This is a genomic window from Hydrogenophaga sp. L76, from assembly GCF_057654755.1.
Map to the genome: position 1 here is coordinate 4,496,121 of NZ_CM172807.1, position 25,554 is coordinate 4,521,674.

Consider the following 25,554-nt stretch of genomic DNA (forward strand, 5'->3'; position numbering starts at 1 on the left):
GCCAGTTCCCACAAGCCATCAACCTCACAAACGAGCAGGAGACCACCCAGTGAAACGCACTCTATTGAGCCTTTTGGTCATGGCCGCCACGGCCCACGTCAGCGCCCAGGGCGTGACCGACGCGATGATCGCGGACGACGCCAAGACCCCCGACAACGTGCTCAGCTGGGGCCTCGGCACCCAGGGCCAGCGCCACTCGCCGCTGACCGGCATCAACGAAAAATCCATCAGCAAACTGGTGCCCGTGTGGTCCATGTCCTTCGGTGGTGAAAAGCAGCGGGGCCAGCAGTCGCAGCCGCTGGTGAACAAGGGCAAGATGTTTGTCACCGCGTCTTACTCGCGCATCTACGCGGTAGACACCAAGACGGGCAAGAAGCTCTGGAAGTACGAGCACCGCCTGCCCGAAGGCATCATGCCCTGCTGCGACGTGATCAACCGCGGCGCCGCGCTGTACGACAACCTGGTGATCTTCGGCACGCTGGACGCCCAGCTCGTGGCGCTCGACCAGGAAACCGGCAAGGTGGTGTGGCGCGAGAAGATCGACGACTACTCCGCCGGCTACAGCTACACCGCAGCGCCACTGATCGCCGAGGGCCTGCTCATCACGGGCCTGTCGGGTGGTGAGTTCGGTGTGGTCGGCCGCGTCGAAGCGCGCGATCCCAGGACCGGCAAGATGGTCTGGGTGCGCCCCGTGGTGGAAGGCCACATGGGCTACAAGGACGGCAAGGAAAACGGTGTCACCGGTACGACCAATGCCTCGTGGCCGGGCGAGACCTGGAAGACCGGCGGCGCCGCGCCCTGGCTCGGCGGCAGCTACGACCCCACCACCGGTCTGGCCTATTTCGGCACCGGCAACCCCGGCCCCTGGAACAGCCATGTGCGCAAGGGCGACAACCTGTATTCCGCCTCCACCGTCGCCATCGACGTGAAGACCGGCCAGATCAAGTGGCACTACCAGTCCACCCCGAACGACGGCTGGGACTACGACGGTGTGAACGAGTTCGTCACCTTCGACATGGACGGCAAGCGCGTCGGTGCCAAGGCCGACCGCAACGGCTTCTTCTACGTGAACGACGCCACCACCGGCAAGCTGATCAACGCCTTCCCGTTCGTGAAGAAGGTAACGTGGGCCACCGGCATCGACCTCAAGACCGGCCGCCCCAACTTCGACCCGGCGAACCGCCCGGGTGACCCGACCGCTGCGGGTGGCGACGGTGCCAAGGGCAAGTCGGTGTTCTCTGCCCCCGGCTTCCTGGGTGGCAAGAACCAGATGCCCATGGCCTACAGCCCGAAGACCGGCCTGTTCTACGTGCCCACCAACGAATGGGGCATGGAGATCTGGAACGAACCCATCACCTACAAGAAGGGCGCGGCCTACCTGGGCGCGGGTTTCACCATCAAGCCGCTGTTTGACGACCACATCGGTTCGCTGCGCGCCATCAACCCCAAGACCGGCAAGGTCGAGTGGGAAGTCAAGAACGAAGCCCCGCTCTGGGGTGGTGTGCTGACGGCTGGCGACCTGGTGTTCTGGGGCACGCCCGAGGGTTACCTCAAGGCCGCCGACGCCAGGACCGGCAAGGTGGTCTGGCAGTTCCAGACCGGCTCCGGCGTGGTGGCTCCTCCCATCACCTGGACCGAAGGCGGAGAACAGTACGTGAGCGTGGTCTCCGGCTGGGGCGGCGCGGTGCCCCTGTGGGGCGGTGAAGTGGCCAAGAAGGTCAACTTCCTCGAACAGGGCGGCTCGGTCTGGACCTTCAAGCTCATGAAGTGATGCAGCGGCAGCGGGGCGCAGCCTGAAGGGGCGGCCCTGCCACATTGGGCGGTGTCGGCCGCCGCACGCGTGCGAACGGTCGACCCCGCCCTTTTTTTGTCCCGTGTTTGTTTTCCATCTCTCTTTTCTTCTTTCAGGTAGCCCTGCCATGCGTACCGTTCTGATCCTCGCCTCTGCCCTTGCCGGCCTCAGTGCCCCGGCCCACGCGCTCGACGTGACCGCCGCCATCGAAATGGCCAAGGCCAACGGCTGCTTCTCCTGCCACTCGGCCAACGAAAAAGTGGTCGGTCCGTCCTACAGCGCCGTGCATGAAAAATACAAGGACGACAAAGACGCCGTGGCCTCGCTGGCGCAGTCCATCCAGTACGGCTCCAAAGGCAAATGGGGTCGCATTCCCATGCCGCCGCACCCCGGCATGAGCGCCGCCGACATCAAGACCCTGGCCGAGTGGGTCATGACCATCAAGCCCTGAGCGGCCGAGATCCTTCGGCGCAGGGCGCGTGACGGCGCGGCAGCGCTTTTCAGGGGGTTGCGCATTTTTCCGGTAATGTGCCGGCATGCCACTCGCCCACCCCATCAAATACGGTTTTCTCAGCCTGCTGGCGGTGCTGGGCATGGTCGCCATCGTCAATGCCCCGCCCGACACCGCCAGCGGCCTGCTCGCCAGCCGCATGCTCGAACTGCACCTGGTGCTGGAGCTGTTTGCCATCGTGATCGCCACGCTGGTGGTCGTGGTGTCCTGGCACACCTTCGAACGCCGGCAAGACCGCAGTGCCAACGCCCTGCTCGCGGGTTTTGTGGTGGTCATCGGCTGCGATCTGATGCATGCCCTGACCTACGAAGGCATGCCGCCCTTGCTCACCGAGAGCAGCACGCCCCAGGCCATCTTCTTCTGGCTCATGGGCCGCAGCTTCGAGGTGTTGACCTTGGGGGCCGTCACGGCGGGCCTGGCGCCGCGCTGGCCCCGGACGGTCTTGCTGGGGATCGGCCTGTTGGTGGCGGTGGCCACCATTGCCTTTGGCTCCTTCGCGCTCGACCGGTTCCCCGTCACCTTCGTGCCGGGGGTGGGCGTGACCCCTTTCAAGGCGGGCTACGAATACGTGCTGGTGGGGCTCAACGGACTGCTGGCGCTCGTGTTGTGGCAGCGGGCGAAATCCGAACAATCGCGGCAACACGCGCTGCTCGCACTCTCCTGCCTCTTCATGGGCCTGGGGGGATTTGCCTTCGCCGCCTACGTGGCGCCATCGGACTTCCAGAACGTGGTGGGCCACCTCTACAAGGTGGTGGCCTATGCCCTGCTGTACCGCGCCACCTTCATCACCAGCATCCGGGCGCCCTTCGAAGCCTTGCGCGTCTCAGAAGCCCGGGTGCGTGAAAGCCAGGCCCGCATGCACACGCTGGGCGCCAACCTGCCGAACGCCGTGCTGTACCAGGTGGTGCTGGAACCCGATGGCCACCGCCGGTTCACCGAAGTGTCGGACTCGGTGGAGCGCGTCTGCGGTGTGACCGTGGCCGAGGTGCTGGCCGACCCGATCGCGATGTATGGCGGCATCCACCCGGACGACGTGGCCATCCTCGCCGCCGCCGAACAGCGCTGCGCCGAAACGCTGCAGGTGTTCGACTGCGAAGCCCGCTTCTGCCGGCCCGACGGCAGCGTGCGGCGCATGCACCTGGTGTCTGCACCGCGCGCGCTGGACGGCGGCGGCATTGTGTGGGACGGCCTGCTCACCGACGTCACCGACCGCACTGAAGCGCAGGAGGCCCGTCGCCGGCTGGAGCAGCAGCTCGGCGAAGTGCAAAAGATGGAGTCCATCGGCACGCTGGCCAGCGGCATCGCCCACGATTTCAACAACGTGCTCGCTGCCATCCTGGGCAACGCCCACATGGCCCGGGAAGACCTCAAGGGCGGCAACCCGGCCGATGTGGCGCTCAGCCTGGACCAGATCATCAAGGCCAGCGACCGCGCCCGGGCCCTGGTCGACCGCATCCTCAGCTTCAGCCGGCGCGACACCGCCCGGCGCCAGGTGCAGCCTCTGCTACCGGTGGTGCGCGAAAGCCTGTCGCTGCTGCGCTCCACCCTGCCGGCCGGCGTGCAGCTGCTCGAACACATCGACGACCCCGAGGCCAGCGCCGAGATCGACCGCACCCAGTTTGAGCAGGTGCTGCTCAACCTCTGCACCAACGCCTGGCATGCCCTGGGCGACAAAGGTGGGCTCATTGAAGTTCGGCTGGGCACCGTGGTGCTCGGCGCAGCGGCGTCCTTTCCCCTGGGCCTGCTGCCCGGGCGCCATGTGCGCCTGTCGGTGCAGGACAATGGCTGCGGCATGGACGAGCCGGTGCGCCAGCGCATCTTTGAACCCTTCTTCACCACCAAGCCGGTGGGCAAGGGCACGGGGCTGGGGCTGTCCGTGGTGCACGGCATCGTGCGCTCGCACGACGGTGCCATCGGTGTGCATTCACAGCCCGGTCAGGGTACCCGGTTCGACATCTTCATTCCGGCACCGCCCGGCGCGGTGGCGTCCGTCCCGGCCCCAGGCGCAGCGGTACAGCCTGCTGCCGAGAGCGGACACGGCGAACGGGTGCTGCTGATTGAAGACGACCTGCTCATGTCCTCCATGCTGAAAAAGCTGCTTGCCCGCCAAGGCTACCGCGTGTCACACCACAGCGACCCCGAGCAGGCCATGGCCGCGGTGCGTGCCAACCCGCAGGCGTTCGACATCGTGGTGACCGACTACAACATGCCCCAGCACTCGGGGCTCGACGTGATCACCGCCATCCGACGCATGCGCCCGGGTCTGCCCACCATCCTGGTCTCGGGTTACGTCAACGACGAGTTGCGCGCCCGCGCTGTCGCGCAAGGCGCGCGCCATGTGCTGGAGAAAACCCGCGTGCTCGATGAGCTGGTGAAGCTGCTGGGTGACACGCTGCGTCCTGCGGCGGACCAGGCGGTTGAAGTCTGACCCTGCTGGGTCGAATCACGGGCCGTTGCGCTGTCGTCACCGCCGCCGTCGCGCGGTGTTTCAGCGATACGTGTTGTCACATCTGAAGGCCGGACTGGTCCTGTACCCTGGGTAGCATCCAGTCCGACTTTTCAAATGGAGAATTTCATGAACACCACACACCGAATCAATGCCCTGAACACCCTGCGCCCGCTCGTGCTGGCCGTCACCTGCCTGGCCGCTGGCGCCAGCTGGGCCCAAGTCACCGTGGTGGTCGGACCGGCGCCGACCGTTGTCGATCCCGTCGTGGCTGCGCGGCAGCAAGAGATGGCGCTGCAGCTGGCCCGGGCCAACCTCAGCCAACAGGGCATCACCGAGCCCAGCATCGGGCAGCTCGCCCTGGCCACCAGCGATGTGCAGGCGCAACGCGACAGTGGCATGGGCTGGGGCCAGATCGCCAACAGCCTGGGCCTGCGTCTGGGCTCCGTGGTCAGCGCGGCCAACCAGGCCGACCAGGCCGACCGCCGGGCAGGCTTGGCCATTGGGACCCGCACCACCCGCCCTGCGGCAGCAGGCAGCAAAGCAAATGCTGGTAACAGCGGCAACAGCAATGCCGGTGGTCAAGGCGCTGGCAGCAGCGGCAACCGGGGCGGTGGCGCCAGTGCAGGCGGCGGTTCCAATGCGGGCGGTGGTGGCAACGCCGGCGGCAAGGGTGGCAACTCCGGCAATGGCGGTGGCGGCAACGGGGGTGGGAAGGGCGGCGGCAATGGCGGTGGCAAGCGCTGATCTGCCCGCTGGCGAACCGCGCTTCAGGAGCCGTTGCCCCCGGTGACTCAGCCGTGATCAGGGCTCCCACTCCGCCGTGAGAACGCCCCCGGTGAGAAACCCGCTGGGCACTTTTTCCTCGCGCTCGAACTTCACCAGCCCCTCGCCCTGGCAATACCACTCGCGGCTGATCAGGGGCACGTCGGTGAAGCCGTTGACCGGGTCGGTGTAGAGGTTCAGGCGCGCCTGGCCGACCACGCGCAGGCAGGGATTGTGTTCGCTGCCGTCGCCGAGCTTCACGCTGTCATCCACCGCTTCGATGCGCCAGGTCATCTGCGCCTTGTGGGTGTACTTCAGGTCGCGCGGGTGTTCGTTCCTGCGCTGGATCAGGTAGGGCACGGTGGGCGTGGTCCATTCGGTGCCGACCTGGTAGGGCGCCTTCAGCACCCACAGCGGCTCGGCGTCTGCCGTGGGCTCGCTGTCGATGTCGGTGCGGGTGGCGATGCGGCGGATGCCTTGCTCGTCCACCTGGAGGTAGTAGCTCACGCCAGTGGAGTGGTGGCGCACGGCGACGGTCTGGTCCTGAAATGTTGTGGGCTGGACCACGCGCAGGGTCCATTGTTCGGGCTCGCGCGGTTCTTCGCCGGTGTAGCGCACGGCGTAGTCCTGTGTTTCGCCTTCGCGCAGGGGGAACCACTCATTGCCCTGGTTGCTGGGGCTGCAGGCGGTGAGGAGGGCTGCTGCAGTTGCCGCCATGGCGGTGGCGATGGATGAGGTGTGGGCGCGCGGCCCCTCACCCCGGCCCTCTCCCGCGAGCGGGAGAGGGGGCAAGGCGCATCGCGTCTGGCGGTACATGGCGCTCATTTTTCGGGAAGCTGCGCGCGCGGCAGGTCCGTCAACTTGATTTCCACCTTGTCGTTGCTCGCGGGCAGCAGCCAGGCCAGGCCGCCCTGGCCGCGCTTGGGTTCGGTGCTGCCCATCTGGGTGTTGCCTTCGCGTGCTTTCTTGATGCCGTCGCCCAGGATGCGGTGCAGGTCTTTTTCGTACGGCAGGCGAAACACGCGCGGCATCTCCAGCGGCGCGTTGTCTTTCATGGGGTTGACCCAGATGTAGATGGCGCCCTTGTGGCCGCGGCCGGGGCTGGGCTCGTCGAACACGGCCGAGAGCAGCATGAAGCGCTTGGGCAGGGCGTCGTCGCTCGGCCAGCCCGCAATGCCTTGCAGCGTGTGGTGGCCAAACACGTAGAAGCCGCTCACCAGCAGCACCATCGCGCCCTTCACGGCCCAGGGCCAGCGCGTGGCCAGGCACAGGCAGAGCAGCAGGAACGCCAGCAGCGCGTACACCAGCACGAGCAGCAGCAACTGGGAGGAGACGGCAGGGATCATGGTTGTTCTTGTGGGGGGTCAGAGGCCGGAGCGTTGCACGATGGTGAGCGGGCGGGTGTTGAGGTCGATGACGGTGCCGCTTTCGTCGATGCTGAAGCGCACCAGGGTGCGCTCGTCGCCCTTGGCGGGGATCTGCTGCGTGCCGGTGTAGACGATCTCGGCCTGCGGGTTGACCTTCACCACCGCGACCGACACGTCCACCGGCAGCTTGTCCTTGCTCTCGTAGTAGTGCGCGTTCACCACGTATTCGCCCGGCACCAGGCCGCGCAGGGTGACGATCTCCTGGCGGATCGGGCTGGTGATCTCACGGCCGTTGACGATGACGCTGTTGTTCTTGGCGCCGCGGTCGTCGCGGTCCAGGTGCAGCATGCCGGCGTCGCGCTGGCGGAACCACAGCGTCTTGCCGCCGGGCTCCAGCACCCAGGCGTCGACGTCGTTGGGGTTGTTGTCGGGCCAGGACACGGTGACGATGAATTCGGCCTTGGCCGGGATGTCGCCGGCCTTGCGGGCCTTGGGGTTGAACGAGAGGATGGCGATGACGAACAGGAAGACGAAGGCGATCAACATGTTGAACAACATGTCGTAGAACGGATCGGTCTCGGTGTCACGGACCGCTCGGCCGATCGCCATGGGGCGGCTCCTGCAGTGGGGTGGCGGGCGGCGCGAGGCCGGCGGCCAGGGTGTCGGCCACGAGGGCATCGGCAAAGCGGTCGAGCCGCATGAGCTGCAGGCCGAGCAGGATGTTGCCGGTGAGGCCGGTGACGGTGGTGAGCAGCGCGATGCCCAGGCCACCGGTGAGGTTCTTGAGCAACTGCGACGACTGGCTGGCGTCGAAGCTGTCCATCTGCCCGAGCTGCAGCGCGAGGATGGAAAAGCCGATCACCTTGCCCAGCAGGCCCAGCTTGAGCTGGATGCCGTTGAGCCACCAGGCCATTTCGTGCGGGCCGTGGGCGCGCTCGCCCAGCACCTGCAGCCAGATGGAATGGTCGGCGCCGGGCAGTGCGCAGCCCTGGTGGTATTCGGCGCTCCAGCCGGTGGGCTCTCTGAGGCTGGAGGCAGCGAGCCGCGCGTCGAGCCGCTGGCGCTGCTGGCCCAGCACCCAGGCGCGCTTGCCTGCCCAGATCGAGCAACCGGTGAACAGCAGCACGATGGTGACGGTGAGCCCCGTCGGGTCGGCGTCGATCAGCCGGTGCCAGGCGCCGGCCTGCCACAGCAGCAGGGCGCCGAACACCAGCAGGCCCATGTAGGCCAGCCAGAGCAGGAACAGGCCGTGCTCCATGCGCTCCAGCGCGAGCGGGCTGTGGCGCGCGCCAGGAATGCGGCTCACCAGCGCCGCACCGAGCATGCGGTGGTGCGGGGCGCCCGCGGGGGTGGGTGGGTTCATGCGTTGGGTTCGGCGTGCAACAACCGGGATTCGGCGTCGCTGCGGAACACGATCGGGATGCTGCGCCGCGTGGGCGCCTGCTTCACCAGCTGCACCACCTTCTGATGGTGCGGCGATTTGCTGCACACCGGGTCGGCCTCGGTGGCGTCGCCGGTGATCAGGAAAGCCTGGCAGCGGCAGCCGCCAAAGTCCTTGTGGCGCTCGTCGCAGGTGCGGCAGGGGGCCTTCATCCAGCTGTCGCCACGGAAGGCGTTGAAGGCGTTGCTGCGTTGCCAGATCTCGGCGACGGGCGTGTCTTTTACGTTGGGCAGTTGCAGACCCGGCAGGTCGCGCGCGTTGTGGCAGGGCATGGCCAGGCCGTCGGGCGCGATGGAGAGGAACACCGAACCCCAGCCGTTCATGCAGGCCTTGGGACGCTCTTCAAAGTAGTCGGGCACCACGAACAGCACGCGGGTCCTGGGGCCGGTCTTGCCTTCCTGCTCGGCGCGGAAGCGGGTGACGACGGCCTCGGCCTCCACGAGCTCTTCGCGCGTGGGCATCAGGTGGTCGCGGTTGACCCAGGCCCAGCCGTAGTACTGCGTGTTGGCGAGCTCCAGGTACTCGGCTTCGAGCGCCACGGCCATTTCGATGATCTTGCCCACGTGCGGCAGGTTGTGCCGGTGCAGCACGCAGTTCATCACCATCGGCCAGTCGTGTTGCTTGATGAGCCTGGCCACGCGCTGCTTGAGCTCGAAGGTCTTGGTGTGGCTCAGAAAATCGTTCATCTCTTTGGTGGAGTCCTGGAACGAGAGCTGCACGTGGTCGAGCCCGGCGTCTTTCAGCTTCTGCGCGCGAGTCGGCGTGAGGCCCACGCCGGAGGTGATGAGGTTGGTGTAGTAGCCCAGGCGGTGGGCTTCCTGCACCAGTTCTTCCAGGTCGTCGCGCAGCAGCGGCTCACCACCCGAAAAGCCCAGCTGCGCCGCGCCGAGCTTGCGCGCCTGCTGCATCACGTCCACCCACTGCGCGGTGCTCATCTCGTCGTTGATGCGCGCGTGCTGCGTGGGGTTGTAGCAAAACACGCAGTGCAGCGGGCACTGGTAGGTGAGCTCGGCCAACAGCCACAGGGGCTGGCCGATCACGGGTGCGGTGCCGGTGGGTTCAGTCGATCCAGCCACGGCGTTGTCCTTCTTCGAGCAAGTTGCGGACTTCGGGTTCCAGGCCCTGAGCGTTGAAGGCGGTCTCCAGTTCGGAAACGATCCCTTGCAAGGTGCGCTCGCCGTCGCATCGTTGCAGGATCTCAGCCGCAGAAGGGTTGAGCTGCACCATGCCCTCGGGATACAGCAGCACCCAGCGGCTCTGCGCTTCTTCGTATTGCAGGCGGAAGCGGCGCGAGAGCTTGGGGCGCTCGGGCAGGGTGGCTGTCATTGACATGCCTTTTCAATCGCATCCAGCATGGTCCACAGAATGTCCAGCTTGAACTGCAGGATGTCGAGTGCGCGGTGCTGCGCTTCACGGGTATTGAAGTGCGACAGCGTGACCTGCAGGCCGTGTTCCACGTCGCGGGTGGCGAGCGGGATGCGGCTGCGGAAATAGGCCAGGCCGCTGGCCTCGATCCAGGGGTAGTGCGTGGGCCAGGTGGCGAGGCGGTCCTTGTGGATCTGCGGCGCAAACATTTCGGTGAGCGAGGAGCACACGGCTTCCTGCCACGGCGCCTTGGCCGCGAAGTTCACGTACGCATCGCAGGCGAAGCGCACCGCGGGCGCAACGCCCTGCAAAGACCACAGGTCTTCGCGCGAGATGCCGACCGCTTCGCCCAGCCGTGTCCAGGCTTCGATGCCGCCCGCGGCCGAGCCCTCGTAGTCGCCGTGGCCGTCGTGGTCCAGGATGCGCTCGATCCACAGCCTGCGGTGCGCGCGGTCGGGCATGTTGGCGAGGATGGCGGCGTCTTTGCGCGGGATGCAGATCTGGTAATAAAAGCGGTTGGCCACCCAGCAGCGGATCTCGTCGGGCGTGCAGCCGCCCGAGTTCATGCGCACGTTGAAGGGGTGGTGGATGTGGTAGCTGCGGCCCTTGTCGCGCAGCTGGGCCTCGAACGCATCAGGGCTCCAGGCGGGCAGGTGGCTGTGATTGCGGATGGCTTGGGCGATTTCCATGGACTGGCTCTTCAGAACGTGATGTCCATGCCGTCAAAAGCCACCTCGATGCCGTGCGCGGTGAGTTCGGCGCGTTCGTCGGAGTCTTCCACCAGCATGGGGTTGGTGTTGTTGATGTGGATGAGGATCTTGCGGGTGCCGGCGGGCAGGCGGTCGAGCTGTTCGATCATGCCGCCCGGGCCGCTCTGCGGCAGGTGGCCCATGTCGAGCGCGGCTTTGGCCGAGAGGCCCAGGCGCTGCATTTCGTCGTGGGTCCAGAAGGTGCCGTCGATCAGCACCACGGTGCAGCCGCTCATGAGCTCGATCAGCGCGGGCGTGACCTCCGCCAGGCCCGGCGCGTAGAACGCGCGCTGCTGGGTTGCGGGGTTGGTGATGAGCAAGCCGATGTTGTCACCGGGGCGCGGGTTGCCGCGGAACGGTGAATACGGCGGTGGCTTGGACGAGAGCGACACGGTCTGCACCTGCAGACCGGGCAGGCCGGGCACGTTCACCGTGCTGCCGTCGATGGGCAGCTCCTGGCGTTGCACGCCGCAGTAGTGCGACAGGATGCCGGTGATCGGGAAGCCGCTGGAGATGTCGGAGAACACCTCGGGCGTGGCGAGCAGGGGCAGCGGTGTCTGGCGTTCGCGCAGCATCAGCAGGCCGGTGACGTGGTCGATCTGTGCGTCCATCAGCAGCACAGCGGCGATGCCGCTGTCGCGGATGGCGCGGGCCGGCTGCAGCTCGGGCGCTTCCCGGATCTGGGTCAGGATGTCGGGCGAGGCGTTGACCAGCAGCCAGTCGCTGCCGTCGGCGCTGATGGCGATGGACGACTGTGTGCGCGCATGCGCCTTGAGCGTGCCACGGCGAAAGCCGTCGCAGTTGGGGCAGTTGCAGTTCCATTGCGGGAAGCCTCCGCCGGCCGATGAGCCGAGAACCCGGATGCGCATGGTCGAGCCTGTTGTACTTTGGGGGTGGGGTGAAGAAAAAAGCGCACGGAGGTGGGGCCGTGCGCTTTGGGGTCAAAGCCCGCCGCGTTTCAGCGGTTGGCGATGTACATCGTGATTTCAAAACCGAAACGCAGGTCGGTGAAAGCGGGGGTGGTCCATTGCATAGTCTGTCTCCGGTAGGTGGGTTGGCATGAAACATGTCTGCTAACTTGTCAGCACCACTGCACCTCAAGTTGCACCCCATGAACAGCAATATCGATGCCACGAAAGACCAACCTAGGGATACCCCTGAGGCGGCGCTTTCCGCGCGTCGGCGCAGCGCCTGGCCGTCGCCGGCCTACCTGTCTGTTGGACGCGGACACCGCATGGCATTTCGCACCGTGGGCAACCCAGATGGCGAGCCCTGGCTGCTGGTGCACGGCGGCCCCGGCAGCAGTTGCCAGCCGGGCATGCTCGCGCCGCTGGACCTGTCGCGCCAGTGGGCGATCGCGCCCGACCAGCGCGGCTGCGGAGCGAGCCGCCCCAGAGGGAAAACCGCGGCCAGCACCACCCACGCGCTGGTGGCCGACATGGAGTTGTTGCGGCAACATCTGGGCATTCAACGCTGGTCGCTGCTGGCGGGTTCGTGGGGCACCGTGGTGGCGCTGGCCTATGCACGAGCACACCCGCAGCGGGTGCAGCGCCTGGTGTTGCGCGGTGCGTTTGCGCTCAGCCGGCGCGAGGTGGGCGGGCTGTTGCAGCCGTCACGCCGGGTGCTACAAGCCCTCGGCCGCGAGGCCGCCTGGCCCGCCGCGCCGGGTGTGTCACTGTCCGCGGTGCTGGCCCGGCTGAGACAACTGCTTCAAAGTGGAACACCCGGTGTTGCAGGCCTGCGCGTGTCGCGGCGCTGGGCCTTGCTGGAGACGGCCTGCGTTTCGAACGGCATGCGCCGCGCGCTGCGGCGGGCGGTGACGCAGGCAACGGCTGCCCAGGCCGCCGCGATCCGGCGCGACTGGGCTGCGTTGCGGCGCCGGCAACGGAAGGCACAGGCCAGCCGACACCGCCACACCGCGCAGCCGCCGGATCGGGCGGCGCTGCACAAATTCCGCATCCAGGCGCACTACCTGCAGCACCGCGGCTTTGTGCGGCCCGGCGCGCTCGATGACGCCGTGCTGGGCCTGGCTCGGCTGGGTGTGCCGGTGGACTGGGTGCACGGCGCCTGCGACGCCGTCTGCCCGCCCGCCAACAGCGGCGCCTGGGCCGCGCTGGGCCGGCGCCTGGCGCCACTGCAGGTCACGCTGACCGAGCCCCTGAGCGGCCACCTGGGCGCCGAACCGGGCATGCTCGCGGCCTTGCGCGCGGTGGTGAGGCGACTCGGATGAAAACGCTCAGGTACCGGGCAACGCACGCAGGCCCTGCGATGAGCACCGTGCTGCGCCGCTGGCTGATCGCGCTGCTGTGCTTCGGCAGCGTTGTTGTGCCCGCACTCGCGGTCGGCCCACCGGTGGATTGCAAGGCGGTCGATGCCGTGCCCTGGCAAGCTGTGGCGCCGGGCATCTGGGTCTGGCCCGCGGCCGAGAACGGCGAGGTGGCACCCGCCAACGCTGGCCATGTGCTGCCCACCAGCGTGGTGGTCAGCCGCGGTGAGGCGCTGGTGATCGACCCCGGCCCGAGCCACCGCCACGGTCATCGCGTGCGCGCGTCGCTCGCCTGCCGTTTCAAGGCGCAGGTGCGCTGGCTGGTGAACACCCACGCCCACGCCGAAAACGTGATGGCCAACTCGGCCTTTGCCGATCTGCTTGAAGCTGGCCAGCTGGAGATCCTGGCCACCGCCGCCACCCGCAGCGCCATGCAGCAGCGCTGCGCGGATTGCCTGGTGAGCCTCACCAACCGCGCGGGCGCAACGGCGCTGGCAGGCACGCAGATCGTGCTGCCCAGCCGCGTGCTGGCGGTGGGCGAGCGGCTGCAAGTGGGCGCGCTGAGCCTGCGGGTGATGGCCATCGAGCCCGGCCACACCGAAGGCGACCTGGTGCTCTGGAACGCCCGCCACCGCGTGCTGTGGGCGGGCGGCCTGGTGTACGACGGGCGTGTACCTGAACTCGCGCAGGGCAGCCTGGACGGCTGGCTCGCGGCGCTACCGCGGCTGCAGGCGTTGCGGCCACAGCAGGTGCTGGGCACGGTGTGGTCGCGCGCGCCGGTGGCCGGCGAGCCACCCCAAGCGCTCGCCGCCACACAAAGCTACCTGACGGAACTGCGCGCGCGCGTGCTGCAAGCCATGGACGAAGGCCACCAGCCGCAGGAAACCGCCTGGGGCGATCTACCCGCCTACCGCGACTGGGCCGGTTACAGCGAGCGCCACGGCTTCAACCTGCAGCGCGCCTGGCGCGAGCTGGAGCCGGTGTGGATGGAAAGGAGTGACCCCCCCGCGCCGCCTGCGGCGTCACCCCCGAGGGGCGGTGCGAGTGGCCCGGCAAAGCCGGTTCCACCGCACCCTGACACAAGACCCTCCGCGCCGGAAACGCGCTGACTGTCATCAGCGCTGGAAGTCACAAGACATCCGGTGGGAGCAGGTCCTTCTTGCGGTAGATCGTGTTGCGCGAAACGCCCAGCGCCTTGGCCGCGGCCGACACGTTGCCCTTGTGCAGCCGCAGCATCTGCGCCATGGCGCTCAGGGCCACGTCTTCCAGGCGCGTGCCTTCGGGCACCGCGGGCTCGGGCAACGGGGCGGTGTTGGGCTCGTCGGGCAGCGGCTGGGCCGTGCCGATCGCTCCCATCAGGCGCGGCGTGATCGGGTTGGGCAGGCCGTGCTCCAGCTCTTCCATGAAGTCGTCGGGCAGGTGGCTGAGTTCGATCATGCCCTGGCAGCCCACCATGACCACGGCGGTGCGCAACAGGTTGTGCAGCTGGCGGAAGTTGCCCGGCCAGTGGTAGCGCCTGAAGATGTTCATGACCTCGGGCGAGATGCCGACCTGTTCGCCGTTCTCGCACAGGGCCTTGAGGATCTTTCGCACGACCAGCTCGAAGTCGGAACGCTCGCGCAGCGCCGGCAGGCGCACCACCAGGCCGTTGAGCCGGTAGTAGAGGTCTTCGCGGAAATCGCCGCGCGCGATCATGTCCTTGATGTTCTTGTGCGTGGCGCAGACCACGGCCACGTCCACGTCCACTTCCTTGCCCGCACCCAGCGGGCTGACACGGCGCTCCTGCAGCACGCGCAGCAGCCGCGCCTGCAGGTGTTTGGGCATGTCGCCGATTTCGTCGAGGAACAGCGTGCCGCCGTTGGCTTGCAGGATCTTGCCGATGGCGCCCTTCTTGCGCGCGCCGGTGAAGGCGCCTTCTTCGTAGCCGAACAGCTCGGACTCGATCAGCGTCTCGGGAATCGAGGCGCAGTTCACCGACACGAAGGGCTGGCCGGCACGGTTGGAGTCGCCGTGGATGGCCTGCGCCAGCAAGTCTTTTCCGGTGCCGGTTTCGCCCAGGATCATGACCGGGATGTCCTTGCCCGACACCATGCGCAGCTTGTGGATGACCGAGGACACCTGCGGGTCGCCTGTGTCCAGGTACTGCAGTGACGAGAGCTGCATCTTCCTGCCGGGGGTCTTGACCGGGGCCTGCGCGGCCGCACCCTGACTCGCCGCTGCGGTGAAGTCCTGCGGCTCCTGGCCTTGCGCCGACCGGGTTGCCGACCAGGGGTGGGCCGTCTTGACCTTGACGCGGCACCACACCGAGACGCCGTTGTGCAGCACCAGCTGCTTGGGGTTGGGCAGCGTGCCGCTGAAGAGATCGAACAGCGACGAGATCGGGATGCCGAACAGCGAAGAAAAGGTGTGGGCCTTGAGCGCGGTGAAGGGCAGGCCGATCTGGAACTGCCCGCTGCGGTTGGCCGAGATGAAGCGCCCTTCGGGCGAAAACACCGCGATGCCTTCAACCAGCGTGCCCAGGAACTCGGAGCGGGTGTGGAAGTGGATGCGGATCGCCTTGGGGAAGATATCGGCGAACATGTGGTTCTCGATCATCTGCGCCGACATGCGCACCAGCGCCAGCGTGTGCTGGTGAAAGCTGCGGTGGTCGCCCGTGACATCGAGCGCCCCGATCACCTGGCCATACGGGTCGAAGATGGGTGCGGCGGAGCAGGTAAGGAACTTGTTGGCGTTCAGGTAGTGCTGGCTGCCGTGCACCGTGAGCGCTTCTTCTTCGGTGAGCGCAGTGCCGATGGCGTTGGTGCCCTTGTTCTGCTCCGACCAGTCCATGCCTGGCGTGAGTGCCACGCGCGAGGCCTTTTCGAGAAAGTCGGTGTCGCCCAGCGAGTGCAGCACCATGCCGCGCGACGAGGTCAGCAGCACCATGCTGTGGGTGTTGACGATCTGGTCGTACAGCGTCTCCATCACGGGCGCCGCGTGCTGGAATAGAAAGCGGTTTTCGTCCAGCGCGTCGTTCAGTACCCCGCGCGAGGGGCTGGAAAAGTCGGGCTCTTCCTGAGTCGTCAGACCGTAGGACTTCGAGCGCTGGTGGGACTGACCGATCAGGTCGGAGTTCGGAGAGGCGCCAGCTGACGCAGCCCCGACGCGCCCCTCTTCGGGCTGCGTGTATGTGGCGGCACTCATGTCGTCTCCAGGGTCGGGCGGAAATCCCCCCCAGTAGTCCATGGCCCATGGCGCATTGCGTGGAGGCTGGAGGGGGGTTGTCTCGTCTGTGTCTTGTTGGTCTTGGCTCATGTGATTTTCTTCATATCTGTTCCATGAATCAACACTGGGTATTCCCTGTGAGAAACACGATGTAGCAATTGCCTCCTTCTGGCACATAGCAATTAGCCCGCCACCACACAATGCCGCCTGCAGCGGGTGCCTGTGTCGCTGTGGATGTCAGTCTGTGACAGCTGGCCGGTCACGCGGGGTGCAATTGATTCAATTTGGAACACCCGGACCGGGCCCCGTCTGCCGGGAAAGCCGAGGGTCAGGGATTTCCGGTGGCGGGTCGCCGGTGGCCCGCATATTGCTGACTGGGGGTGTGAAAGCATTTTTTCAACAGGAGACACCCCGATGAAATTCCCTCTCTTCAACAAACCCTCCCGCACCACGCTGCGCGTGCTGGCCCTGGCCGCCAGTGGTTTCGTGGCTGCCGCCGTCATGGCACACGGCGACGTTGTGCCGCAGAGTGTGGACACCACCACGCTGCCGCAGCTCGGTGCCAAGTGGCTCGATGCCAACCCCTACAACGAACAGAGCCCGGCCCGCAGCGAAGCGCTGCGCATCGGCACCTCGGCCTACAACCAGAACTGCGCGCGCTGCCACGGCCTGGAAGCCATTTCCGGTGGCATCTCGCCAGACCTGCGCAAGATTGACGGTGATTGCACGGGCCTGGCGGACGTGGCCAAGAAAGCCGCCTGCTTCAAGGAAATGGACGACTACTTCATCTCCACTGTGCGGCGTGGCCGCGTGCGCGATGGCCGCGTCTACATGCCGCCCTTCGAAGGCACGTTGACGCAGGAAGCGGTGTGGGCCATCCGGACCTACATCGAAACCCGTCGCGAGCCCTGAAACCGCCCCCGCCGCGCCTTCCACAAACACAAGAGAGACAAACCATGCCGTCCGTTTCGAAAAGCTTCCAGGAACTCGCGCCTGTGACTCGCGGGCTCACCCGCAGGCAGACCCTGACCGTGCTGATGCCGCTGGTCGCGGGGCACTACTCGGTGTACGCACAGACCGAGCTGACCGACCTTGCCCGCATCCGCGCCAGCGGCATGCTTAAGATCGCGGTCTACAAGGACAACGCCCCGTTCTCCGACGGTGCCACAGCCGACATGAGGGGGCTGGACGTTGCGCTGGCCGAGGCGCTGGCGCGGCAGATGGGCCTGAAACTTTCGCTGCTGCCGTTTGACGCCGGCGAGAACATGGGCGACGACCTGCGCAACATGGTCTGGAAAGGTCACTACCTGGGCTACGGCCCGGCCGACGTGATGCTGCAGGTGCCGGCCGACAAGTTCCTGGCGCAGAAGAATCCGCAGGTGATGATTTTTGCGCCGTACATGCGGCAATCGGTGGTGCTGGTGCACGACACGCGCAGGCTGGCCGTTGCGGCAGCGCCCGAAGACCTCAAGGGCGTGCAGCTGGCGGCCGAGCGCGGCGCGGGTGCGGCCAGCGTGCTCATGGGCTACGGCGGTGGCCTGTTGCGCAACCAGGTGTCGATCTACAACACCGGCACGGAAGCGGTCCAGGCCGCGGTGGACGGCAAAGCGGCGGCGGCCCTCGTGACGCGGGCGCAGGCCGAGTCCGTGCTGTCACGCAACCCGGACATCGCCACGCATTTCCGCATCACCAGGCTCAACTTCAACAACGGCATCGCCGACACCGGCTGGCCCGTGGGCATGGCGATCAAGTCGGGCAACAAGGAGCTCGGTCTGGCGCTGGAAGCGGCGCTCAAGTCGCTGCGCGAGACCGGTGAGCTGCTGAAGATTTTCCAGCAGCACGGCATGACACTGACGGCGCCTTGACAGGTTCCCCCCTGCGCCGCTGCGCGGCTTCCCCCCAGGGGGACGGGACCACGCCCTTGGACCGGCAAAGCCGAGGTACTGGCCCACCCCCGTCGCTTGTTCGCTTCGCGTAACCGCTCCGCCCCTCAAGGGGCAACGCGAGTGGCCCGGCAAAGCCGGTTCCACCGCGTTCTGGGTTGAGGCACATCGCGCCGGTTGGGCCCTTTGCGATGCGGCAGTTTGCTCCCGTGAGCCCACAGCCTCTCCGGAGCGCGTGCATCAGCCCAGCACACGCCGAAGATCCGGCTCTGCCGGTCCAAGGGCGTGGTCCCCCTGGGGGGAAGCCGCGAAGCGGCGCAGGGGGGCTACCGCCGTCCGATTTTGCGGTACACCGTGGCCCGGCTGATGCCGAGCACGCGGGCCGCCTCCATCACGTTGCCACGCGCTTCTTCCACTGCGCGGCGGATGAGCGCGGTTTCCACGTCTTTCAGCGGCACGCTGGCACCCGTCGGCCGCTGTGGGGCACTGCTGCTGCCCCGGCCGTCGTTCAGGCGTGCCAGAACCTGCAGGCGAAGGCCCGACCACAGGGGCAGTTCGATGGCACCGCGCAACGCGCGGGCGGCATCGAACAGGCTGTCGGGTGGCACGGCGATCACGTCGCTGCAATGTGGCCAGGGCGCACCGGCCGGCAGGGTCAGCATGTCGACCGCCGCGCGGTTGGCGCCGGTGATGTGGCCGTCGCCATCCAGGCACACCAGACCGTCGCTGTCTTCGCCCGGCGTGCGGCCCGGCCAGTTCAGGCGCAGCAGCAGGTGGTGCGGCTGCGCCAGCGTGAGCGCGTTTTCAATGCTGAGGGCCGACTGGGTGACCAGGTGCTTGAGGGCCGGGCGTTCGGGCACGTTGATGCCGGTCAGGTCGAGCATGCCGACGCAGCGGCCGTCGGGGCCGAACAGCGGGGCACCCGCGCAGCTGTAGGCGCTGGTGTCGTCGAAAAAGTGTTCGCCGCGGTGCAGCCACACCGGTTGCAGCTCGGCCAGGGTGGCGCCGATGGCGGTGGTGCCCACCGCCTGCTCCGACAGGTCCACGCCCACGCGGGCGATCAGGTGCGCGAGGCGGTTGTGGTGATCGATCGGGCCGTTGACATCGATCACCACGCCCTGGGCATCGGTGAGGATGGCAAAGTAGCGGGTGTCGGCCATGGCGCGCGCCAACTGCTGGATGACGGGCGCTGCGGCACGCAGCAGCGGCTGGTTGGCGTCGATCACGCGGCGCATGGCCACGCTCGACACCGGGTCGAAAGCCAGGCGCTGGTCGGGCTGCAGGCCTTGCGCCAGACAGCGCCGCCAGGAACGTTCGATCCAGGGCTCCAGCCGGGCCGCGGCGGCCATGCCGTCGCTCTGGAACACCGCCTGGCGCGCGTGCTCGATGAGGGTCAGCCGGTCGGACGTGCTGCTGGCTGCCTGGGGGGGCTGGCGGATGCTCATGGGAGTGTCTCGTTTTTGTTCAGTGTTCTGTCTGCCATGCCACAGACAGCATCAAGTATGCCAACGGCCGCGGTGTTTCATTTTGAGAATTTCCGCGGGTGCGGCGGAGCGAATGAGGGATAACCCTCACCACAAAGTGGAACAGCCCACCAACAATGGCTAGGCAAATCTTTTCATAAGCATGGCGCAGCACAAGTGGCGCCGCACCCCCACAGGAGAACCTCATGCAGAAAGTCCTGCACATCAACCCGGACAAATGCACCGGCTGCCTGCAGTGCGAAATGGCCTGCTCGTTCGAGAACTACGGCACCTACGCCACCTCGAAGTCGCGCATCAAGGTGTTCGACTTCCACCACACCGGCAAGAAAGTCCCCTACACCTGCACGCAGTGCGACGAAGCCTGGTGCCTGCACGCCTGCCCGGTGGAGGCGATCACGGTGGACAAGATGACCGGCGCCAAGGTGGTGAACGAGACCACCTGCGTGGGTTGCAAGGTCTGCACCATCGCCTGCCCCTTCGGCACCATCAACTACGTGCAGGAAACCGGCAAGGTCCAGAAGTGCGACCTCTGTGGCGGCGAGCCGGCCTGCGCCGAAGCCTGCCCGACCGCGGCGATCACGTTTGTCGACGCCAACTGGACCGGTATCGACAAGATGAAACAGTGGGCCGACAAGCTGGGCAACCAGCCGTCTGCCGCCGCCTGATCCCCCAACCCATTCAAGGAGCACAACATGTCTTGGGCTGGAAAAATCCTCCGCGTCAACCTGACCGCGGGCACCGTCAAATCCGAACCGCTGAACATGGAGTGGGCGCGTGCCTACCTCGGTTCGCGCGGCCTCGGCAGCAAGTACCTGATCAGCGAGATCGACCCCAAGGTCGACCCGCTGTCACCGGACAACAAGATCATCTGGGCCACCGGCCCGCTGACCGGCACCATGGCCTCCACGGGCGGGCGCTACACCGTCATCACCAAGGGCCCGCTGACCGGCGCCATCGCCTGCTCGAACTCGGGTGGCTACTGGGGTGCCGAGCTCAAGATGGCCGGCTGGGACATGATCATCTTTGAAGGCAAGTCGGACAAGCCGGTCTACCTCTACATCAACGACGACGACGCTGAACTGCGCGACGCCGGACACCTCTGGGGTCAGAGCGTGTGGAAGACCGAAGAGATGCTCAAGACGAGCCTGCAGGACCCGCTGCTGCGCGTCTCCAGCATCGGCAAGTCGGGCGAAAACGGCGTGCTGTACGCGGCCGTGGTGAACGACCTGCACCGTGCGGCCGGCCGCTCCGGCGTGGGCGCCGTCATGGGCAGCAAGAACCTGAAGGCGATCGCCGTGCGCGGCACCAAGGGCGTGGGCAACATCCGCGATCCCAAGGCCTTCATGAAGGTCACCTTCGAGAAGAAGAAGATCCTGGCCGAGAACGCCGTGACAGGCCAGGGCCTGCCGGCCTACGGCACGCAGGTGCTGATGAACGTGATCAACGAGATGGGCGCGCTGCCCACGCGCAACCACCGCGACGTGCAGTTCGAAGGCGCGAAAGACATCTCGGCCGAAGCCATGGCCACGCCGCGCGAAAGCGACGGCAAGAAGCACCTGGTGACCAACCAGGCCTGCTTCGGCTGCACCATCGCCTGCGGGCGCATCAGCAAGATGGACGAAGGCCACTTCACCGTGGCCAACAAGCCGCAGTACTGGGGCGCCAACGGCGGCCTGGAATACGAAGCGGCCTGGGCGCTGGGCGCGGCCAACGGCGTGAACGACCTGGAAGCGCTGCAATACGCCAACATGCTGTGCAACGAAGAAGGTTTCGACCCGATCAGCTTCGGCGCCACCGTGGGCGCGGTGATGGAGCTCTACGAAATGGGTGTGCTCACCGCGGAGCAGCTCGGCATCGACGCCAAGTTCGGCTCGGCGCAGGCGCTGGCCCACTTCGCCGAGATCACCGCCAGGGGCGAGGGCTTCGGCAAGGAGATCGGCCAGGGCTCCAAGCGCCTGACCGAAAAATACGGCCACCCCGACCTGTCCATGAGCGTCAAGGGCCAGGAATTCCCGGCCTACGACGGTCGTGCCATTCAAGGCATTGGCCTGGCTTACGCCACCTCCAACCGCGGCGCCTGCCACCTGCGTGGCTACACCATCGCGTCCGAAGTGCTGGGCATTCCGGTCAAGACCGATCCGGTCGAGAGCGAAGGCAAGCCGGAACTGGTGAAGGCGTTCCAGGACGCCACCGCCGCGTTCGACTCGTCGGGCCTGTGTGTGTTCACCACCTTCGCTTGGGGCGTGGCCGATCTGGCACCGCAGCTGCAGGCCGCGTGCAACGAAGAATTCACCACCGAAGAGCTGGAGAAGATCGGTGAGCGCATCTGGAACATGGAGCGCGAATTCAACAACGCCGCCGGCTTCACCGCCAAGGACGACAGCCTGCCCAAGCGCCTGCTGACCGAAGCGGCCAAGACCGGTGCCTCCAAGGGCATGGTCAGCAAGCTGCCCGAGATGCTGCCCAAGTACTACGCCGCGCGCGGCTGGGACCCGGAAGGCCGCCCGACCGCCGAGACCAGGGCCCGCCTGAGCCTCTGATCTTTCGCATCGGGGACGTCAAAGAAGCGGTCCCCTGCGGCCGCTTCTTTCTTTTGGAGAACACTTTCATGACCCACCACGTCATCCTCGGCGCCGGCCCGGCCGGTGTCATTGCAGCCGAAACCATCCGCAAGCACGCGCCCAACGACACGATCACCGTCATCGGCGATGAAAACGAAGCGCCGTATTCGCGCATGGCGATTCCCTACCTGCTGATTGGCAAGGTCGGCGAGGACGGCACGCACCTGCGCCACACGGCCGGCCACTTCGAGGCGCTGAACATCCAGGTGTTGCGCGGTGTGCGGGCCAAGCTGCTGGACCCGGCCAAACGAACCATCGATCTGAGCAACGGTCACACCATCGGCTTTGACACGCTGCTCATCGCCACCGGCTCATCGCCCGCCACGCCGCCGATTCCGGGCATTGACGGCCCCGGCGTGCACAGCTGCTGGACGCTGGCCGACGCGCGTGCCATCGCCAACCTGGCCAAGCCCGGCGCCAAGGTGCTGCAGATGGGCGCCGGTTTCATCGGCTGCATCATCATGGAATCGCTGCAACAGCGTGGTGTGGAGCTCTCCGTGGTGGAGATGGGCGACCGCATGGTGCCGCGCATGATGGGCCCCACCGCGGGCGGCATGATCAAGGACTGGTGCCAGAAAAGGGGCGTGAAGGTCTTCACCGGCGCGCGGGTCGAAGCGATCGAGCGCGGCGACGGTGCCGAGCCCGGCCTGCTGGGCAAGATCGCGCAGGTGGTGGGCATCGGGTCGTCGACCGCATCCAACGGCAAGATGCAGGTGCGCCTGTCCACCGGTGACCGCCTGGAGGCCGATCTGGTCATCAGCGCCACCGGCGTCAAGCCCAACATCGGCTTCCTGGAAAACAGCGGTGTGCGCTGCCTGGTCGGCGTGCTGACCGACGAACACCTGCAGACCAATGTGCCCGGCATCTACGCCGCGGGCGACTGCGCCGAGGCCTTCGACAAGGTCAGTGGCAAGACCATCGTGAGCGCCATCCAGCCCAACGCCGCCGAGCAAGCGCGTGTGGCCGCGCTCAACATGGTGGGCCAGAAGGTGGAGCTCAAGGGCGTGACGCAGATCAACGTGCTCGACACGCTGGGCATGATCTCCACCAGCTTCGGCAACTGGGAAGGCCTGCCGGGTGGCGAACACGTGGAGCTGACCGATGAGAAGTCGGGCCGCCACCTGAGCCTGCAGTTCAAGGACGACCTCATGGTCGGTTGCAACAGCGTGGGCTGGACCGATCACGTGGGCGTCATGCGGGGTCTGGTGGAAGGGCAGGTGCGCCTGGGCGAATGGAAGGACACGCTGATGGCCGACCCGACCAGGCTGATGGACGCCTACCTCGCCAGCGCGCAGGGGCAGGGGCAGTGGAGCGGCGCTGCCGACGACCGCCGCCGATGAATCCATTCCGCCGCTCCGTCAGGGGCGATACCCGGCGCCGCTGACGCGGCGCAGCCCGGAATGGGAAAATCACATCCATGAAAATCACGTTCAAGCTCTTCGCCACCCTGACGGACTACCTGCCCGCCGAGGCGCGGCGCAGCAACCTCGTCGAGCTGGACGTGAGTCCGGCCGCGCCCATCAGCCAGATCATCGAACCCTTTGGCCTGCCGCCAAAGCTGGTGCATCTGGTGCTGGTCAACGGTAAATACGTGGAGCCTGAAAAGCGCATGACCGCGACGCTGGCCGAAGGCGACGTGCTGGCCATCTGGCCGCCCATCGCGGGCGGTTGACTGTGAGGCACCCCCGCCGCGCTGCGCGCGACCCCCTCAAGGGGGCTGAGGGCCGCGGCTCCAAGCCTGCCTGCGCAGGCTTGGACGGCCCGAAGAAGCCTCGCCTCTGGCGAGGCTGCGGCCTGCAAGGCGCAATGGCCGTCTGGCGGAGCCAGCCCGGCGGTGCCTCTGGGTTGGATCGTTCTCTCCGGTTCGGGTTGTGGTTCTCGGGGCAGGGAGGCTGACTTGCAGTCGAGCTACGCCGAGACTTTCGATCGCGACATGGGCTGCACCGAGGCCGAATGGCTGGGCTGGTTGCCCGCGGCCATTGGCAGCTGCCCCTGGCAGGCAGGGAGCGGCTCAGCCCGGGTGGACATCGCACCCGGTGCTCTGCAGCTCCGTTGGCAGGTGATGCCGCCGCGCGTGATTGCACTCATGCGCATGCCGGTGCTGCGCGTGAACTTCGCCTTCAGCGGGCTGGACGCGACTCAGCGCTTTGCGTTCATGAAGCGCTTCGACCTGTACATGCAGCGCGGGGGCGGTTGATCCGTATCAGTCTTCCATAGCGCCGGAGTGCCACCCAGGTGCATGCTGCGATGCAGCCGAGGGCACCGCCGGGCCGGCTTTGCCGGACGACTGGTGCCGCCCCCTTTAGAGGGGGTAGCGCGAAGCGCTGCGGGGGTGCTTCATTTCAGACCGCCACGGCTTCCGGTTCAGGCATCGCCACCTTGTTCCCGGTGCTGAACTGGTAGTCCTTGAACACGTGTTCTGCGCTCAGCAACTGGAAGCTGCCATCGGCGTTGCGCACGGTGGTGTCTTTCAGGCGCCAGGTGAGCTGGCCGCAGGTCCAGATGTCGAAGTTGCGCATGTGGGTGCACAGGCAGGTCTTGTCCATGACCTTGATGCGTTTTTCACCCGGGTGCGCCAACACTTCACGGTTGTACGACGTGACGTAGGCGCACTTGCCGTTGGCGTCGAGCAGGTAACCATAGGCCTCGCAGTTCGGGCGGATGCCGTCGCCGATGCCCGGGCTGCTCTTGATCATGCGCATCGGGTAACCCGTGGGCGAAATCTCGTTGACTTCGATGTCGTCTTCGTTGGCCTTGAAGTACTCCTGCTTGATGTCGTCGGGCAGGCCACATTCCTTGGTGACGGTGAAGCGCGTGGCCACCTGCACGCCCGAGGCGCCCATTTCCATGAAGCGCACGGCGTCGGTGCCGGTGAAGATGCCGCCCGCGGGAAGGACAGGGATGTCGAGCTGCTCGGCCTTCATCCAGGCCAGGATTTCGGCCACGATGGTGGCCAGGTCGTATTGCGCCCAGTCCATGCCGAAGCCGAGGTGGCCACCGGCCAGCGGGCCTTCCACCACCACGTAGTCGGGCAGGCGGTTCAGGCGGCTGTTTTTCTTCAGGAAGAGCTGCAGCGCGCGCAGCGAGCTGACGATGATGCCCAGCTTGGCGTCGCGGAAACGCGGGTGGTCTTCGATCAGCGCGAACGAACCCAGGTGCAGACCGGCCGCGAGCGTGATGCCGTCGATGCCGGCGTCCAGCGCCGAGGACATGCGGATCTTGAGCGTTTCCTTGGGCGCGTTCATCGTCAGCTTTTCCATGCAGTTGATGAACACCATGCCGCTGCCGCGCTTGCGGCCCATGGTGTGCTCGACGTGCAGGCGGGTGGCCTCGGCCAGATCACCGAGATCGAACTTGATGGCCGACTTGTCCTCGGAGTCCATGTTGTATTTGTACAAGGCCTGTTTGGCCTTGACGAACTTGGTCTTGTAGCGGCGGTCGGTTACCGTCTTGATCATGGCGTCGGAGATGTGCCCCACGCCGCCCAGGCGGGATGCTTCCAGTGCCAGGTCGGCCGAGGAAATGTCCACACCCATGCCGCCGATCATGATGGGCACCATTTCCTGGCGGCCCATCTTCAGGCGGAAATCTTCCAGTCGTCTCATAGTCAGCTTTCGAATGTACGGCCCAAGCTTACCCGGTCCATGACACTGTTTTTTT

Annotated in this window: 25 protein-coding genes; 13 read left to right on the forward strand and 12 right to left on the reverse strand. The window is 66.5% G+C overall.

Annotated elements, in window-relative coordinates; genetic code table 11:
• The first annotated feature begins 79 nt into the window (after positions 1–79).
• From AC23D4_RS21980 to AC23D4_RS21995, 4 genes are all read left to right on the forward strand, one after another.
• The gene (locus AC23D4_RS21980; RefSeq protein ID WP_472887791.1) at positions 80–1,771 is read left to right on the forward strand and encodes a PQQ-dependent methanol/ethanol family dehydrogenase; all 1,692 of its coding nucleotides are present in this window, start codon (positions 80–82) and stop codon (positions 1,769–1,771) included.
• Positions 1,772–1,919: 148 nt separating this feature from the next.
• Positions 1,920–2,243: a c-type cytochrome gene (locus AC23D4_RS21985; protein ID WP_472887792.1), complete on the forward strand. Its 324-nt coding sequence runs from the start codon at positions 1,920–1,922 to the stop codon at positions 2,241–2,243.
• An 85-nt stretch (positions 2,244–2,328) separates the two neighbouring features.
• Complete coding sequence (locus AC23D4_RS21990; protein ID WP_472887793.1) at positions 2,329–4,731, forward strand: MASE3 domain-containing protein; 2,403 nt, start codon at positions 2,329–2,331, stop codon at positions 4,729–4,731.
• A 147-nt stretch (positions 4,732–4,878) separates the two neighbouring features.
• Entirely contained in the window at positions 4,879–5,496 is a 618-nt protein-coding gene (locus AC23D4_RS21995; RefSeq protein ID WP_472887794.1) for a hypothetical protein, read from the forward strand.
• Positions 5,497–5,553: 57 nt separating this feature from the next.
• Here AC23D4_RS21995 and AC23D4_RS22000 read toward each other — a convergent pair whose 3' ends face one another.
• The 9 genes from AC23D4_RS22000 to pqqA all read right to left on the reverse strand — a co-directional run bounded on the left by AC23D4_RS22000 (position 5,554) and on the right by pqqA (position 11,469).
• Positions 5,554–6,306, reverse strand: coding sequence for a hypothetical protein (locus AC23D4_RS22000; RefSeq protein WP_487623670.1), 753 nt, complete (start codon positions 6,304–6,306; stop codon positions 5,554–5,556).
• Between the two features lie 29 nt (positions 6,307–6,335).
• Positions 6,336–6,860: a hypothetical protein gene (locus AC23D4_RS22005; RefSeq protein ID WP_226465780.1), complete on the reverse strand. Its 525-nt coding sequence runs from the start codon at positions 6,858–6,860 to the stop codon at positions 6,336–6,338.
• A gap of 18 nt (positions 6,861–6,878) precedes the next feature.
• Positions 6,879–7,490, reverse strand: a complete 612-nt coding sequence (locus AC23D4_RS22010; RefSeq protein WP_304922289.1) for a hypothetical protein — start codon at positions 7,488–7,490, stop codon at positions 6,879–6,881.
• Positions 7,465–8,244, reverse strand: coding sequence for a hypothetical protein (locus AC23D4_RS22015; RefSeq protein ID WP_472887796.1), 780 nt, complete (start codon positions 8,242–8,244; stop codon positions 7,465–7,467). The genes AC23D4_RS22010 and AC23D4_RS22015 overlap by 26 nt, the downstream gene beginning before the upstream one ends.
• The gene (gene pqqE, locus AC23D4_RS22020; RefSeq protein ID WP_472887797.1) at positions 8,241–9,398 is read right to left on the reverse strand and encodes a pyrroloquinoline quinone biosynthesis protein PqqE; all 1,158 of its coding nucleotides are present in this window, start codon (positions 9,396–9,398) and stop codon (positions 8,241–8,243) included. Before pqqE ends, AC23D4_RS22015 begins: the two co-directional genes overlap by 4 nt.
• Positions 9,382–9,654: a pyrroloquinoline quinone biosynthesis peptide chaperone PqqD gene (gene pqqD, locus AC23D4_RS22025; RefSeq protein WP_472887798.1), complete on the reverse strand. Its 273-nt coding sequence runs from the start codon at positions 9,652–9,654 to the stop codon at positions 9,382–9,384. The genes pqqE and pqqD overlap by 17 nt, the downstream gene beginning before the upstream one ends.
• Positions 9,645–10,376, reverse strand: a complete 732-nt coding sequence (gene pqqC / locus AC23D4_RS22030; protein ID WP_472887799.1) for a pyrroloquinoline-quinone synthase PqqC — start codon at positions 10,374–10,376, stop codon at positions 9,645–9,647. The genes pqqD and pqqC overlap by 10 nt, the downstream gene beginning before the upstream one ends.
• A gap of 11 nt (positions 10,377–10,387) precedes the next feature.
• The gene (pqqB, locus tag AC23D4_RS22035) at positions 10,388–11,305 is read right to left on the reverse strand and encodes a pyrroloquinoline quinone biosynthesis protein PqqB (RefSeq protein WP_472887800.1); all 918 of its coding nucleotides are present in this window, start codon (positions 11,303–11,305) and stop codon (positions 10,388–10,390) included.
• Positions 11,306–11,394: 89 nt separating this feature from the next.
• Positions 11,395–11,469, reverse strand: a complete 75-nt coding sequence (pqqA, locus tag AC23D4_RS22040; RefSeq protein WP_068167214.1) for a pyrroloquinoline quinone precursor peptide PqqA — start codon at positions 11,467–11,469, stop codon at positions 11,395–11,397.
• 201 nt (positions 11,470–11,670) lie between these two features.
• Between pqqA and AC23D4_RS22045 the strand changes: the two genes are divergently transcribed.
• Positions 11,671–12,666 carry an alpha/beta fold hydrolase gene (locus AC23D4_RS22045; RefSeq protein ID WP_472887801.1) on the forward strand — a complete coding sequence of 332 codons (996 nt, stop codon included), beginning with the start codon at positions 11,671–11,673 and terminating at the stop codon, positions 12,664–12,666.
• A gap of 38 nt (positions 12,667–12,704) precedes the next feature.
• Entirely contained in the window at positions 12,705–13,811 is a 1,107-nt protein-coding gene (locus AC23D4_RS22050; protein WP_472887802.1) for an MBL fold metallo-hydrolase, read from the forward strand.
• Positions 13,812–13,830: 19 nt separating this feature from the next.
• Here AC23D4_RS22050 and AC23D4_RS22055 read toward each other — a convergent pair whose 3' ends face one another.
• Entirely contained in the window at positions 13,831–15,885 is a 2,055-nt protein-coding gene (locus AC23D4_RS22055) for a sigma-54-dependent Fis family transcriptional regulator (protein ID WP_472887803.1), read from the reverse strand.
• A 435-nt stretch (positions 15,886–16,320) separates the two neighbouring features.
• Here AC23D4_RS22055 and pedF point away from each other — a divergent pair, with 435 nt between their 5' ends.
• A complete protein-coding gene (gene pedF, locus AC23D4_RS22060) occupies positions 16,321–16,818 on the forward strand; it encodes a cytochrome c-550 PedF (protein ID WP_472887804.1) in 498 nt (165 codons plus the stop codon).
• Between the two features lie 44 nt (positions 16,819–16,862).
• Complete coding sequence (locus tag AC23D4_RS22065; protein ID WP_472887805.1) at positions 16,863–17,771, forward strand: substrate-binding periplasmic protein; 909 nt, start codon at positions 16,863–16,865, stop codon at positions 17,769–17,771.
• Between the two features lie 344 nt (positions 17,772–18,115).
• Here AC23D4_RS22065 and AC23D4_RS22070 read toward each other — a convergent pair whose 3' ends face one another.
• Positions 18,116–19,234 carry a helix-turn-helix domain-containing protein gene (locus tag AC23D4_RS22070; protein WP_472887806.1) on the reverse strand — a complete coding sequence of 373 codons (1,119 nt, stop codon included), beginning with the start codon at positions 19,232–19,234 and terminating at the stop codon, positions 18,116–18,118.
• A 224-nt stretch (positions 19,235–19,458) separates the two neighbouring features.
• Here AC23D4_RS22070 and AC23D4_RS22075 point away from each other — a divergent pair, with 224 nt between their 5' ends.
• The 5 genes from AC23D4_RS22075 to AC23D4_RS22095 all read left to right on the forward strand — a co-directional run bounded on the left by AC23D4_RS22075 (position 19,459) and on the right by AC23D4_RS22095 (position 24,091).
• On the forward strand, positions 19,459–19,938 hold the full coding sequence (locus AC23D4_RS22075; RefSeq protein ID WP_177137979.1) for a 4Fe-4S dicluster domain-containing protein: 480 nt from the start codon (positions 19,459–19,461) through the stop codon (positions 19,936–19,938).
• Positions 19,939–19,965: 27 nt separating this feature from the next.
• Positions 19,966–21,813: an aldehyde ferredoxin oxidoreductase family protein gene (locus tag AC23D4_RS22080; protein WP_472887807.1), complete on the forward strand. Its 1,848-nt coding sequence runs from the start codon at positions 19,966–19,968 to the stop codon at positions 21,811–21,813.
• Between the two features lie 68 nt (positions 21,814–21,881).
• Positions 21,882–23,234 (forward strand): NAD(P)/FAD-dependent oxidoreductase, encoded by a 1,353-nt coding sequence (locus AC23D4_RS22085; protein ID WP_472887808.1) that lies wholly within the window; start codon positions 21,882–21,884, stop codon positions 23,232–23,234.
• 77 nt (positions 23,235–23,311) lie between these two features.
• The gene (locus AC23D4_RS22090) at positions 23,312–23,566 is read left to right on the forward strand and encodes a MoaD/ThiS family protein (RefSeq protein ID WP_177137973.1); all 255 of its coding nucleotides are present in this window, start codon (positions 23,312–23,314) and stop codon (positions 23,564–23,566) included.
• A gap of 225 nt (positions 23,567–23,791) precedes the next feature.
• Positions 23,792–24,091 carry a hypothetical protein gene (locus AC23D4_RS22095; RefSeq protein WP_472887809.1) on the forward strand — a complete coding sequence of 100 codons (300 nt, stop codon included), beginning with the start codon at positions 23,792–23,794 and terminating at the stop codon, positions 24,089–24,091.
• A gap of 145 nt (positions 24,092–24,236) precedes the next feature.
• On the opposite strand, the gene AC23D4_RS22100 is transcribed toward AC23D4_RS22095, so the two are convergent.
• The gene (locus AC23D4_RS22100) at positions 24,237–25,499 is read right to left on the reverse strand and encodes a nitronate monooxygenase (RefSeq protein WP_472887810.1); all 1,263 of its coding nucleotides are present in this window, start codon (positions 25,497–25,499) and stop codon (positions 24,237–24,239) included.
• Positions 25,500–25,554: the final 55 nt, after the last annotated feature.